Below are 13,033 nucleotides of genomic sequence, written 5' to 3'. Positions count from 1 at the left end.
AATCGGTGAAAAACTCGCGCGCCCGATGGTCGCCGTCGATACGGTGCTGTTCGCGATCAAGGATGGCCGCCTGCAAACCTTCCTGGTCGAACTGCGGCGCGGTCCCGGCCGCGGCCGCTGGGCGTTTCCCGGCGGATTGGTCCGCGTCGGCGAACTACTCGATAGCGCCGCGCGCCGCGAGCTGCACGAATCGACCGGCCTTAACAGCGCCTACCTCGAGCAGCTATTCACCTTTGGCGATCCGTCGCGCGATCCGCGCGGGCACGTCGTGTCGGTCGCGTACATGGCGCTGATTCCCTCCTCGCAGCAGGTCGGCGCGCCATGCGACAAGTATGAAACCGGGCGCTGGTACGAAGTCGGCGATTTGCCGCAACTCGCGTACGATCACTCCCTGATGGCGGCGTACGCGGTCAAGCGGCTCAAGTCGAAGCTCGAGTACAGCAATATCGCGTATGCGTTGCTGCCGCGTGAATTCACCTTCGCCGAGTTCGAGGAACTCTATTCGCTGTTGCTCGGCCGGCCACTCGATCGCCGCAATTTCCGGCGCCGAATTCTCGCGATGGGCATCCTCAAACAGTTGCCGCATACGCGCCGCGGACCCCATCGGCCGGCCGCGCTCTACAGTTTCGAGCAGCAAAGCCTTAGATTCATCGAGATGCTATAATTTCGACGCTGGGAGCAGTTGATGAACAAGAAGAAAATCATCGCGCTGTGCGCAGGCGTCGTCGGAGTCATCGCGATCGCGTATGCCGGATATAGCTCGCTGCACAATCGTCAATCGACGACAGGTGCCGGCGATGCCTTGAACAACGCGGGACAGCAGTTACGCGTCACGCTCGACCCCAAGCGCTTCCAGGGCGATGTGAGGCAAGCCTACGAGGTCGCCGAGCGCGACCCCGCGCTGCTCGCCCAGATGCATTGTTACTGCGGGTGCGATCACCAGGAAGGACACAAGAACCTCCTCGATTGCTTCCGCGATGATCACGGCAGCAAGTGCGCGATCTGCGTCGGCGAGGCCCACGATGCCGACGCGATGGCCGCGCGCGGCGTGCCAGTCGACCAAATCCGCGACACCTTGCGCGCGCGCTACGCTGGGGGCTGAGCTTGGTCGGACTGGTCTCCGCCTACATCGAGCACTTCACCTACGCCGGATTGTTCGTGATCTTGCTGCTGTGCGGATTGGGTCTGCCGATTCCTGAGGATATCGCGTTGCTCGCGGGTGGCTATTTGGTCCATCGCGGCACGACGCGATATCCGCTCACGATTCTAGTCTCCTTTTTTGGCGTCGTCGCCGGCGACAATTCGCTGTTCTTTTTGGGCCGTCATTTCGGCACCGGATTGGTGCGCTACTTCGGCCTCGAGCGCCCCGGCCGCAAGATCCAGATCGAGCGCATCCAGGCCTTCATGCAGCGCCACGGCCATCGTGCTATTCTCTATGCGCGATTTCTGGCGGGTCTGCGCGCATTGATCTACCTGTCGGCGGGATCTTTCGGCGTTCGTCCAACGGTGTTTCTGATCTATGACCTGATCGGCGCGTTGATTTCGGTTCCGATCGTCGTAACGCTCGGCTATGTGTTCGGCGCGCAGCTCGAGATGGTGGTCAAGTACCTGGGCGGCTTCGAGCGCCTGATCGTAGTTGTGATTGTCCTATGCGTCGCGATCTACGCAAGCAGGATGCTAATCTCGGCGAAGCCCGCGAAGTCCCAGGAGAGCAAATCGAGTTAGCAAATCGAGTTAGCAAGTCGAGCCAGCAAATCGAGCTAGCGAATCGAGTAAATCAGCCGCCCCGAACGGGCGCTCGGCGCACTGAACACGCCTTCGCACATTCGGCGGTCGGCAGCCTCGCTGCTCGGTGACACTCGAATGGAATCATACTTTCCCGCGCTCAATCTGAAAGCCAAGCTGATCGTCCTGATGGTCGCGCTGCTCGGCCTCACGCTGGGCGCCGAGCTATGGGTCAGCCTCGGCACGCAGGAGGCAATCGTCGCGACCACGCAGGAGAAGGTCAAAGACCTCGCGCGCGCGATTCAGATCAGCGTCCAGGAACTCACCGCCGTCGGCAACATCGACCGCGATCGGCTGCGCGACTACGTCAGCAGCCTGCACACGCGCGGGCTCGAAGTATCGATCGCGTCGAGCCAGGCGCTGATCCTCAATAGCTCGAACCCGCATCTGATCGGCGCGGCGCTGCATCCCAAGCAAGCCGAATGGCTGTCGCCTGAGCAATTGAAGCATCCCGACGAACTGGTCACGATTCCGCCAAGCAAGCTCGGTCCGCTCTCTCCGCAGACGACCGTGTATTTGATTCCGGTCGAGGTCGAGGACCATCTGCTCGGCTACGTGCAGGTGGTGGCGAATTTTGGCGATTTCGCGCAGCCGCTCCGCGAGAATCGATCGCGCCAATTGATGATCGGGCTCGCGATTTTTACGATCGGATTAGTCTTTGCCTACATCCTGGCCGATCGCTACGTGAAGCCGATTCACGCGGTCGCTGACGCCGCGCAGAATTTCGCCGCGCGCGGTCTCGAGCCGGTGCCGGAGGCGCATCGCCGCGATGAAATCGGGCTGCTCACGCGCAGCTTCAACGACATGGTCGGGCAACTGCGCCGCGCGCGCGAACGCGAGCAGGAACTCAACCGCCTCGAGCGCTTCACCGCGCTCGGCCAACTCGCCGGCGGCCTCGCGCATGAAATCAAGAATCCACTGAACTTCATCAGCCTTGCCCTCGATCAATTGCGCGCGCGATATGCGCCGCAGCCGCCCAAGGATCGCGAAGCCTTTCTGCGCCAGCTCGTCATCATGAAGGATGAACTGCGCCGCCTCTCCGAACTGGTGCAGAGCTTTCTGCACTATGGCCGCCCGATCGAGATTCATCCCTCGCCGATCGACGTGCGTCAGCTCATCGACGGCGTGGTCGCCCTGTCCGACTCGAAGATGAAGAGCCAGGGCATCGAGCTGATCGAGGAAGGCCGCGACGTCGCCGCCGTCCTCAACGTGGACGCGGAGAAACTCCGCACCTGCTTCATCAACGTGGTGGCCAACGCGATTCAGGCGATGCCCGACGGGGGCACGATGTGCATCGCGTTCGCGAGCGGCGACGGCCGCCTGGTGATAACATTCTCCGACACCGGCGCAGGCATCGAGCCGGGTGCCGTCGATCACGTGTTCGAACCGTTCTTCACCACCAAGCGCGAAGGAATCGGCCTCGGCCTTTTTCTCTCGAAAGCGATCGTCGAACGCCACGGCGGCACTATCGATCTGACCAACAATCCCGACGGCGTCGGTACCAAGGTGACCTTCAGCTTCCCCGCGATCACGGTGCACAACCAATGACTCAGGCCTCCGTACTCGTCGTCGAGGACAACGACCTCGAACGCCAAATCACCGCCGACACGCTGCGCGAGGAAGGCTTCGCCGTCGAGGAAGCCGCCGTCGGCAAGCGCGCGATGGAGTTGCTGGCGCTCTCGCAATTCGACGTCGTGCTGACCGACCTCATGATGCCCGGGATGTCGGGCGAAGAACTCCTCGCGAAAGTCCGCAGTTCATATCCCGGCAGCCAGGTTGTCGTGTTGACCGCGCATGGAACCATCGACAGCGCCGTGCAGGCGATGAAAACCGGCGCGTTCTACTACCTCACCAAGCCGACCGATCGCGAGACGCTCGTGATGACCGTGGCGAAGGCGGCCGAGCTTTCGAACCTTCAGCAGGAAAACCTGCTGCTCAAGCGGCGGCTCGAGGGCAAATTCGAAATCGAAGGAATTGTCGGGCAGGATCCGGCGATTCTGGAAGTCATTCGCCTCGTGCGCCGCGTCGCGCCGTCCAACTCGACGGTCCTGATCCAGGGCGAGAGCGGCACCGGCAAGGAAGTCGTCGCCAAGGCGATTCATCGCTTGTCGCCGCGCGCCGCGCGCCAGTTCGTCGCGATCAACTGCTCCGCGATTCCCGACAATCTGATCGAAAATGAATTGTTCGGCCACGAACGCGGCGCCTTCACCGGCGCCAACGAGCGCAAGATCGGGCTGTTCGAGAGCGCCGACAAATCGACCCTCTTCCTCGACGAGATCGCCGACTTGCCGCAGGGGATGCAGGCCAAGATTCTGCGCGTGCTGCAGGAAAAAGAATTGCGCCGCGTCGGCGGCAACGAGTCGTTTCGCATCGACGTGCGCCTGGTCGCGGCCAGCAACCGCAACCTCGCCGAAGAAGTCGGCGAAGGCCGTTTCCGCGAGGACCTCTACTATCGCGTCAATGTCGTCACCGTCACGCTGCCTCCGCTGCGCGATCGCCGCGGCGATATCCCGCTGCTCGCCAATCATGCGCTCGCCAAGTTCGGCCATCTGGCCGAAGGCCGCGTCAAGGACTTGAGCCGCGAAGCGATGGAAGTCCTGCTCGACTACACATGGCCCGGCAACGTCCGCCAGCTCGAGTCCGCGATCGAGCGCGCGATCCTGCTCTGCGAAGGCGACACCATCATGCCGCGCGATTTCCCGCAGGAAGTGCTGTCGCGCAAGACGCCCGGGCGCAGCGGCGATCGCCAGCGCGGCGACAAGTTCGAGATTCCGCCCGACGGACTCAACTTCGAAAGTTTCGAGCGCGATTTGATCCTGCAGGCGATGGAAAAAACTGACTGGGTGATCGCCAAGGCCGCCAAGATGCTCGGCCTGAGCTATCGCACGCTGCAGTACCGAATCGATAAGTTCAACTTGAAGCGCGGCGAGCAGAGCCGGCCCCCGTCATCGTCCGAAGCGAAGTAATTTTTTCAGCCATCTCGTCCGCTCTGTGCATCACCTTATCCTGCGAGGGATCGTGCATCCGGGTGAAACTGGCTGATCGTTCGACGAATGTCGGGGACTCAATGTTTTCGGCGTGAAGCATCGCTCATTCGGCGCAGGCCCATTCGGTGGCCAGATAAATCCAGCACGCGATCGCCTTGCCGTCCGCCGCGATCACTTCGATCATCTCGCGCGTGTACAACTGCGGCACGTCTTCGTATTCATCGAGCATCTCGAAATCCTGCGCAACCAGTCCTTCCAGGATCGCGCCGTCAGTCGCCGCGCCCGCCACGCGCGCAACAAAGTAGTACCGCTTTTGCCCCCGGGCGTAGCCGAGTAGCCGAGCCGGCGTCGCTTCGATCGGCCGCCCGAGCAACCGCGCGCGTTCAGCCGCGTCGAGCAATGCGCCGTACACGAACAGGCGATCATTGAGCTCGTTCTCCGTCATCGCGATCACATTATGCCACGCCGACCGAGGCTTTCACGCCCTCGTCCGGCGTATCCAACCGGCAAAAAACCTCGCGGGTTGCCGCCGGCGGTATCCTGTGTTAGCTCCGATCACGTACGGGAGAACACCACTATGATGCCGCGCAATTTTCTCGCAGGCCTGGCCGTCATGATGCTCGCGTTGATGGCCGCTTCATGCGCCACGACGACCAGCGCAAATCTGGCCACGGGGATGACGCCCGATCAGACCGTGCAGGCGATGGGCCAGCCCGATCTGAAGGACAACATCCCCGATCCGAATCACAGCGGCGCGAGCGTGTTGCGTTACGTCTGGCTCGACTCGGGCAAAGCCGCGGTTTTCGGCTCCGACGGCCGCCTCGCCAGCGTTCAAACCGTCGAGACCGATTCCAAGCAAAAGCTCGAAGAGGAGCAAATCGCGGCGAGAAGAGCGCCGGAGTCCTTCGATCCGATCAACACGCCGCTCAATTACCTGTTCTTCCCGATCAAGGCGGGCTTCATCTATCTCGGCGCTGGTGCGAATTGCGTTGGTGGCGGGAGTTGCCAGAAGCCGCATCTGCCGCCTCCGTCGGCAAGTTGAGTGCTGAAAAAAAGCGCAGGGGGCGGAAGCCCCTCTTTTTTGGACTCCACCCCCCCATACCGGCAAGGCACGCGATTCGCGCTTGTTAACTGAATGTGCAACTAACACAGTCACAATGTGCACGCAAACGCTCGTTGAAGCATGTGATATAGTGCACTTGCGCTGATAGGCCCGGAACCCGTACACTATTAGTTATCTTTAATTGTCTTCGTTGGCGTAACGATCTTTCTAACATCGCGGGCGCGAGTCGCTCGGCATCCGTCTGGATGATCCATCAATCTAACCACGTGTACTTGGCAGAGTAGGATTTATGAAAAAAGAGACCTTGGGACCGGTGCTGAAACAGCGGCGAGAAGCTTTTGCCCTCACCCAGCGCGAACTCGCTCGCAAACTTGGCGTGAAAGCCAGCCACGTGGCCTATCTCGAAAACGGACGGCGCCGTCCGTCGCTGTCGCTGCTGTCGCGGCTCGCCGACACCCTCGATCTCGACAAGCAGCGGCTATTTCTCCTTACTCATCCCGAAGCTGAAGATCTGGTGGGGCTGCGGCGCGACGCGTCCCCGTCCAAACGGCCCGAAAACGCCTGGCGCAAGTTCACCGACAATCGCGGTATCCTCGCTCGTCACAAAGTGACCGATCAGGAATTGAAGGTGCTGCAAAAGGTGAACCTGCTCGGCCGCGTCACCGCGCCGAGCCAGTTCATTTTTATCCTCAACGCGATCCGCCAGGCGGTCGAAGAGGAATAGGCTTGGTGATTACCGGCCCTTCGCGGCCGGTACTCCATGGCCGTTCAGGAAGTCGCTGCGCGCGATCATCGGATCGCGCGCAACCGCATCGTTGTACGCGTTCATCATAATGCGCGCGTCCTCCGAGCACATCACCTGCGTCATCTCCATCCGCTCGATGTAAAGTCCGGATTCGAGATCGCGATCGGCGCCCAGATAGACCGCCCGCTTGATTGCCGCAATCGAGCGCGGCGGCCGTTTGGCCAGCGTCCGCGCCCAACCCATCGCAAACGGCATCAGCGTCTCCGGCGGCAGCATTCGATTCACCATCCCCATCGCGAGAGCGTCGCGCGGATGATAGACATTGCCGAACAGCATCACCTCGAGCGCCCGTCCCCGCCCGATCAACCGCGGCAGCCGCTGCGTTCCGCCGCCGCCGGGCAATATCCCGAGCACCGACTCCGGCAATCCGATCTGATACGGCCCGTCCGCCGCGAGGCGAAAATCGCACGCCAGCGCCAGCTCGTATCCGCCGCCCATGCAGTCGCCGTTGATCGCGGCAATCACCGCCTTCGGCATCAGCATGATTCGATCGAGCATCCGATGAAATCCCTCGGACAACTGCGGAAAGCTCTGCGCGCACGCCGCCGGATCGGCCGCCATCGCCGCCAGCTCGTCCACGCTGTAGTGGGTGATGAACTTGCCGTCGATACCGCCGGTCAGGATGATCGCGCGGGTATTTGCGTCGTCCTCCGCCTTGCCGATCAGTTCGAGCAGTTCCCGCGACATCGGCCCCGTCATGTAGTTCATCGGCGGATTGTGCATCGTCCAGACCTGGACATTGTCGTGCTGTTCGACTTTGAAATGCTGCATGATGTTTCCCTCTCTCCAGTTCGCGACTATCTACCACCGATTTCGAAAGTCAAGCCGTTGAGGCGCCGCGGTCAATCGACTACGCTTACCCTTGATGGCGCGATGACTGTCAAGATCGATATCGACCTCAAGTCAGGATTTCTGCAAGGCCTGAAACGCGAGTTGCTCGACAGCTTGAGCGTCGAAGAGCGCGCCATCATCGAAGTCTCGACCGGCGAGATGGGCAACAAGCCCGACGCCGTCAAGCTCGGCTGGCTCAAGATGCGCACCAAGGAGAGCTGGACCAAGCAACGCTACACCAAGGCGCTCGCGCGCACGATGACGAAGCTGCGCGACGCCGTCGCGCAAGCCGAAGCAGACAAGAAGGACTGAACGATCCCTCGCGCCGCGGCGCTCAGGGCTCGATTCGCGCCACCCGCCGCTTCCCGACCTCGATCACCTTATGCTCGCCGGGCACGAATCGAAAATTCGCGTCGCTGATCGTCTGCCCGTCGACGCGCACCGCGCCCTGGCTCACGAGCCGGCGCGCCTCGCTGGTGGACGGCGTGAAGTTGAGCTGCTTCATCAGCTCGCAAATCCATAAATCCCGCTCGATTCGATACACCTGCACGCCGTCGGGAATTTCGCGGCGCTGATGCTTGCTCTCGAAGTATTGCTGCGCGCGCGCCGCCGCCTGCTCGCCGTGGTACTCGCCGACGATCATCCGCGCGAGGCGCTTCTTCGCTTCCATCGGATGGATTGCACCGGATTTGATATCCGCGATTTCCTGCGCGCCGGACCTCGTCAGCAACTGGAAATATTTTGCAGTCATTTTGTCCGGCAACGACATCAGCTTGCCGTACATGTCCGCCGGTTCGTCGGTCAGCCCGACGTAGTTGCCCAGCGACTTCGACATCTTGCGCACGCCGTCGAGCCCCTCGAGCAGCGGCATCGTCATGACGATCTGCGGCGGCTGGCCGAAATGCCGCTGCAACTCGCGGCCGACGAGCATGTTGAACTTCTGATCGGTGCCGCCGATTTCGAGGTCCGCCTCGAGCGCGACCGAATCGTATCCCTGTATCACCGGATACAGCAGCTCGTGCAGAAAAAGCGGCTCTTCATTCTTAAGGCGCTTCTCGAAATCGTCGCGCTCGAGCAATCGCGCGACGCTAACCTTCGCCTCGATCTCGATCAGTTGCCGGATGCTGAGTTCGTTCATCCATTCGCTGTTGAAGCGCACCTCGGTCCGGTCCGGATCGAGTATCCGAAATGCCTGCGAACGATAGGTCTCGGCGTTCTGCGAGATCTGCTCGCGCGTGAGCGGCTTGCGAGTCTCGGATCGCCCGGTCGGATCGCCGATCATCGCGGTGAAATCGCCCACCAGGAAAATCACGGTATGACCGGCGTCCTGGAAGTCGCGCAATTTCTTGAGCGTCAGGCTGTGGCCAAGATGCAGGTCCGGCGCGGTCGGATCCATCCCGAGCTTGATTCTAAGCGGCCGGCCGAGCGCGACTTTCGCCGCCATTTCAGCCGCCGAGATGACTTCCACCGCTCCCGCCGAGAGCGCCGCGGCATGTTCTTTCGCTTGAGCTTCGTCCACCTGCTATTCCGCCGATCCTGTTCGCCTGCGCCATTTTTCAGCGTACAGGATTTAGGCCGCGCACCGGAATAGCAATGCGCCGCGATTCGCCGATTTCGCTACGAGCTGAGTTGCGCCGGCTGATGCGCCGGACGCCGCTCCTGAATCCTCATCCGCCGCCGGATGCGCGGCTCACTCGTCGTTCGTTCCGATGGAATCATTCCCAACTCGCGCAGCCGCTGGCTTACGCTTTAGATCGCCAGCCGATGAACCAGCGCCATCCGGCGCCGTCCGATTCCGAACTCCCGAAACTCAATCCGGCCGGCCTCGGAGGCCTCGGCGTAGGTTCGCCGCCGCACGCCAAAACTGGTCGGCCCGTAGAGTTCACTCAGCAGCCATAACTGCAATTCGTCCAGCCCCCGCATGCACCAGCCGATACTGTGATAATCGTCGATCGCGCTGCGGGCCGCGAATCCCGCCACCGACGGCAGTTCTCGAGGCCGCAGGCGCTGCGCGCACCCGCCGTGCACCAGTTCGCGCACCCGAAAAAAAAAGCGTAGCGCGGTGCTTGTAGTCTTGAATCGCGATTTCTCGGTTTCCATTGCGCGGTCCCCTTTCGTAAAACTTCCGGGCCCGCGCATTCGAGCGGCCTCCCAACTGCTGGCCCATCCCAACTCGCGTCTGCGCTCGTTCAGCTAGAACCAGATCCCATCCGCCGCTCGCGCCGGGCTTCCCTCGTCAGATCGTGTCTTATCAAGCGCAGCCTCGATGTCAACACATTGATTAGGTTTATAATCATTTTGTTAGCACAGTTGTGCCGCGCGGCACAAACTGTCAAAGCCGCTGGTTATAGCGGTTCATCGCACGCTCCAGTCCGCTTTCGATTATTTCCATCGCAGCACCCGCCGCGCGATCCAGATTGGGCGCGAAGGCCTCCCGTTCCGCCGCCGCCAGCGGCCTGAGCAGGTAATCCTTGCTCTGCTCGTCTCCCGGCGGACGTCCGAGTCCGATCCGGATCCGGATGAAATCCGGCGTGCCCAGCGCCTCCGCGACCGATCTGACGCCGCGATTGCCGGCGTCGCTGCCGCCGCGCTTCAACCTGAGACGTCCCGCCTCAATATCGAGTTCGTCGTGCACCACGATCAACCGCTCGGCCGGAACTTTGAAGTATCCGAGCAGATCGGCGAGGCACTCTCCGCTCAGATTGTAGAAGGTCTGCGGTTTGACGAGCATCGTTCGCTGCGCGGCCAGGATGACCTCTGCGGTCAGTCCCTTGAACCTCCGCCGATTCAGCTCGACGCGATTCGCTTTCGCGATCCGATCGATCGTCATGAACCCGGCGTTGTGCCGCGTGCGCGCATACGGTTCGCCGGGATTGCCGAGACCGGCAATGACCCACTGGATCGCGGCTTCCGCTTCCGATTCAGCCTTCGCCCGGCCCTTAGCTTTGCGGAAACCGCCGAACAGGCGCTTCAGCGCGGCCATCGAACTAGACACGCCTCATGCGGGCGAACGCCGCTTCGCCGTCGATTGCTTGATGAGCGGCTCCAGCGCCGCAAACAGCGCCTTCATCTCGGCTGGCGTGCCGATCGAAATTCTGAGCGCGTCGCGGAGCAGCGGCGTCGGGAAATGACGAACCAGGATGCCCGCGCGGCGGAGCCCTCTCGTCACCGGCGCCATGTTTTTCCCGGGCATCCGCGCGAGCACGAAATTCGCCTGCGACGGCGTCACAACGAAGCCGAGCTTGCGGAGCGCCGCCTCGGTGACCGATCGCGTGCGCTTGACCTTCTCGACGTTTTTGCGCATCCACGCCGAATCCTTGAGCGCCTCGGCGCCCGCAGCCAACGCCACCCGGCTCAAATTGTACGAATCCTTCACTTTCATCAACGCGTTGATCGCCCGCGGATGCGCGAAGCAGAGCCCGAGCCGCATCCCCGCCAGCGAGTACGACTTCGAGAGCGTGCGCAGAATCACCAGGTTCCGATGACGTTTCAGGAGCGGCAGCGCATTCTCCTCGGCGAAATCAACATAGGCTTCGTCGATCACCAGCAAGCGATCGTCAAGCTGCTTCGCGAGCGCCGCGATCTTCCGCGCCGGCGTGAGCGTGCCCGACGGCGAATTGGGATTGCACACGATCGTCAGCTTCGCGCGCGCTTGAGCGATCGCCTCGAGCGGCAGTTCGAAATCGGCGCCGAGCGGAAAATGAAGTATCCGCGCCTCCTGCACCAGCGCGAGCGTGTCGTACAGCGAATAGGTCGGCACCGCGTACGCGACCGTGTCGCCTGCGCCGAGCGTCGCACGAAAAATCATCGCGAGCAGTTCGTCGGAGCCGTTGCCGGCGATGATCATCTTCTGCGGAATCGAGTAGAGACGCGCCGCACTCGCGACGAATTCATCCGCGCGCGGCGCTGGATAAAGACGCAGCGCCGTTCCGGACACCGCTGCCGCGACCGCACGGCGCACGCGCGGCGACGGCGGATACGGGTTCTCGTTGGTGTTGAGCTTGATCACGCGCTGTCCCGGACGCGGCTGTTCGCCCGGCACGTAGGCCGCCATTTTTTTTATCGATTCGCGAAACATCCAGCGTTCAACTTTGCGCGATTCGACGCCGCGAGTCATTCCAGCGGAAGCTTGATCCGCTGGCCGCTCCGCGCCGACCGATAGCACGCTTCCACGGTTTCAATTGCCCGCAGTCCGTCGGTTCCGTCCGGGAACGGCGTCGCCCTGCCCTCGATCGCCGCGACGAAATTCGCCGCCAGTTCGCGAAACGGCGCGAGCAAGTCGGCCGGGTCGAATTGCTTCATCACTTCGTCGCGCGAATATCCCGGCGCCGCGCTGCCATCGGCCTTTTGAATTGCGATATCCATGCGCGGATAACCGGCCATTATCCTGCCGCCGGCGCCATAAATCTCGATCGCCGACAGCGGCGGCATGCTGCTCCAACTCGCCTCGATCACGCCGATCGCGCCCGACCTGAAATGCAATATCATCACGCCCGTGTCGTCCACCTCGATCGCCTTGGCGAGCGTGCCGACCTGTCCCGACACCGACTCCACTTCGCCGATGAACCAAATCGCCAGATCCGCAACGTGCACGCCGAGATCCAGCATCGCGCCGCCGCCGGCTTCCGCCGCGGTGGTAAACCAGGTCTGTCCCGGCGCCCACAATTGCGGCCCGCCATGCGACAAGCGCGCGCGAATAAAATTCGGCGCGCCGATCGCACCATTCTCGACCGCCTGCTTGATTGCCCGCTCGAGGCCGCCGTACCGCCGCTGCATCGCGACCATCAGCACCCGCTTGGCCGCGACCGACGCATCGATCATTTTGCGCGCGTCGGCAACCGTCGCCGCCATCGGCTTCTCGACCAACACGTGCGCGCCGGCCTCGAACGCCTTCACCGTGAACTCGCGATGCAACCGGTTGGGCGTGAACACGCAAACCGCGTCGGGCTTCTCGCGCGCGAGCATCTGATCGTAATTCGCATAGACGTTTGGCCGCGCGCCGCCGTTGGGCCATAGCGAAGTCGCGACGCGCTCGGCCTTTTCGATGGTGCGGCTCTGGAGCGCGACGATTTGCGCACCGCGCACCGATTTCAGCGCCGGGATATGCGCGCGCTCGGCGATCGCGCCCGCGCCTGAAATCGCAATTCTGATCATTTCGTTTTGCCGGCGGCGCGCGTGGAACTTCGTTTCGACGTTTGCTTGCGCGATTTTGCCGCGGTCCGCACGGCCGGCCCGGTCGATTCGAGCAGCCAATTCACGTACGGCGGCGAGCCGCGCTCGATCTTCAGCGCGAGCACCTCGGGAACCTCATAGGTGTGCAATTCGCGCACGCGCCGTTCCACTTTGCCGTAAAGCATCGCGCGCGTCTTGATCACCAGCAGGTACTCGGGTTCGTCCTCGACTGCGTCGCGCCATCGATAGACCGAACGAATCGGCCCGACGATATTCACGCACGCCGCAAGCCGTTCGCCGACCAGGATGCGCGCGATCGAGCGCGCCTGCTCTTCGCCGCTGGCGGTAACCAGGATCGCTCTCAGCGGACGCTGCGTGCGAGTCGGCATC

The 13,033-nt window shown here is 62.2% G+C and carries 16 protein-coding genes; 8 read left to right on the top strand and 8 right to left on the bottom strand.

Annotation, left to right across the window (positions count from 1 at the left end; all coding sequences use genetic code 11):
* Window positions 1-25 precede the first annotated feature (25 nt).
* The 5 genes from Q7S58_RS16065 (at window position 26) to Q7S58_RS16045 (ending at window position 4,751) form a co-directional block, all read left to right on the top strand.
* On the top strand, window positions 26-664 hold the full coding sequence (locus Q7S58_RS16065; RefSeq protein ID WP_304827986.1) for an NUDIX domain-containing protein: 639 nt from the start codon (window positions 26-28) through the stop codon (window positions 662-664).
* A 21-nt stretch (window positions 665-685) separates the two neighbouring features.
* Window positions 686-1,102 carry a CYCXC family (seleno)protein gene (locus Q7S58_RS16060; protein ID WP_304827983.1) on the top strand — a complete coding sequence of 139 codons (417 nt, stop codon included), beginning with the start codon at window positions 686-688 and terminating at the stop codon, window positions 1,100-1,102.
* A gap of 2 nt (window positions 1,103-1,104) precedes the next feature.
* Window positions 1,105-1,725, top strand: a complete 621-nt coding sequence (locus Q7S58_RS16055) for a DedA family protein (protein WP_304827981.1) — start codon at window positions 1,105-1,107, stop codon at window positions 1,723-1,725.
* 138 nt (window positions 1,726-1,863) lie between these two features.
* Entirely contained in the window at window positions 1,864-3,333 is a 1,470-nt protein-coding gene (locus tag Q7S58_RS16050) for a HAMP domain-containing sensor histidine kinase (protein ID WP_304827979.1), read from the top strand.
* On the top strand, window positions 3,330-4,751 hold the full coding sequence (locus Q7S58_RS16045; RefSeq protein WP_304827977.1) for a sigma-54 dependent transcriptional regulator: 1,422 nt from the start codon (window positions 3,330-3,332) through the stop codon (window positions 4,749-4,751). The genes Q7S58_RS16050 and Q7S58_RS16045 overlap by 4 nt, the downstream gene beginning before the upstream one ends.
* 124 nt (window positions 4,752-4,875) lie before the next feature.
* On the opposite strand, the gene Q7S58_RS16040 is transcribed toward Q7S58_RS16045, so the two are convergent.
* Window positions 4,876-5,217, bottom strand: a complete 342-nt coding sequence (locus Q7S58_RS16040) for a gamma-glutamylcyclotransferase family protein (RefSeq protein WP_304827974.1) — start codon at window positions 5,215-5,217, stop codon at window positions 4,876-4,878.
* Window positions 5,218-5,349: 132 nt separating this feature from the next.
* On the opposite strand from Q7S58_RS16040, the gene Q7S58_RS16035 reads away from it, so the two are divergent.
* Entirely contained in the window at window positions 5,350-5,814 is a 465-nt protein-coding gene (locus tag Q7S58_RS16035; RefSeq protein ID WP_304827971.1) for a hypothetical protein, read from the top strand.
* Between the two features lie 310 nt (window positions 5,815-6,124).
* The gene (locus Q7S58_RS16030) at window positions 6,125-6,559 is read left to right on the top strand and encodes a helix-turn-helix domain-containing protein (RefSeq protein ID WP_304827968.1); all 435 of its coding nucleotides are present in this window, start codon (window positions 6,125-6,127) and stop codon (window positions 6,557-6,559) included.
* Between the two features lie 9 nt (window positions 6,560-6,568).
* Here the strand turns inward: Q7S58_RS16030 and Q7S58_RS16025 are convergent, their stop codons facing one another.
* Window positions 6,569-7,411 (bottom strand): enoyl-CoA hydratase/isomerase family protein, encoded by an 843-nt coding sequence (locus Q7S58_RS16025; RefSeq protein ID WP_304827965.1) that lies wholly within the window; start codon window positions 7,409-7,411, stop codon window positions 6,569-6,571.
* A 102-nt stretch (window positions 7,412-7,513) separates the two neighbouring features.
* Between Q7S58_RS16025 and Q7S58_RS16020 the strand changes: the two genes are divergently transcribed.
* Complete coding sequence (locus tag Q7S58_RS16020; RefSeq protein WP_304827962.1) at window positions 7,514-7,783, top strand: hypothetical protein; 270 nt, start codon at window positions 7,514-7,516, stop codon at window positions 7,781-7,783.
* 22 nt (window positions 7,784-7,805) lie between these two features.
* Here Q7S58_RS16020 and tyrS read toward each other — a convergent pair whose 3' ends face one another.
* From tyrS to cutA, 6 genes are all read right to left on the bottom strand, one after another.
* Complete coding sequence (gene tyrS, locus Q7S58_RS16015; protein WP_304827959.1) at window positions 7,806-8,990, bottom strand: tyrosine--tRNA ligase; 1,185 nt, start codon at window positions 8,988-8,990, stop codon at window positions 7,806-7,808.
* Between the two features lie 230 nt (window positions 8,991-9,220).
* The gene (locus Q7S58_RS16010; RefSeq protein ID WP_304827956.1) at window positions 9,221-9,571 is read right to left on the bottom strand and encodes a hypothetical protein; all 351 of its coding nucleotides are present in this window, start codon (window positions 9,569-9,571) and stop codon (window positions 9,221-9,223) included.
* A gap of 232 nt (window positions 9,572-9,803) precedes the next feature.
* A complete protein-coding gene (gene pth, locus Q7S58_RS16005) occupies window positions 9,804-10,454 on the bottom strand; it encodes an aminoacyl-tRNA hydrolase (RefSeq protein ID WP_304827954.1) in 651 nt (216 codons plus the stop codon).
* A gap of 15 nt (window positions 10,455-10,469) precedes the next feature.
* Entirely contained in the window at window positions 10,470-11,588 is a 1,119-nt protein-coding gene (gene hisC / locus Q7S58_RS16000) for a histidinol-phosphate transaminase (protein ID WP_304827951.1), read from the bottom strand.
* Window positions 11,585-12,625, bottom strand: a complete 1,041-nt coding sequence (locus tag Q7S58_RS15995) for a Gfo/Idh/MocA family protein (protein ID WP_304827948.1) — start codon at window positions 12,623-12,625, stop codon at window positions 11,585-11,587. The genes hisC and Q7S58_RS15995 overlap by 4 nt, the downstream gene beginning before the upstream one ends.
* Complete coding sequence (gene cutA / locus Q7S58_RS15990) at window positions 12,622-13,032, bottom strand: divalent-cation tolerance protein CutA (protein ID WP_304827945.1); 411 nt, start codon at window positions 13,030-13,032, stop codon at window positions 12,622-12,624. The genes Q7S58_RS15995 and cutA overlap by 4 nt, the downstream gene beginning before the upstream one ends.
* Window position 13,033: the final 1 nt, after the last annotated feature.

This window comes from Candidatus Binatus sp., assembly GCF_030646925.1.
Lineage (GTDB): Bacteria > Desulfobacterota > Binatia > Binatales > Binataceae > Binatus.
Note: the sequence above shows the minus strand (reverse complement) of the source record. Positions and strands in the feature narration are given on the sequence as shown.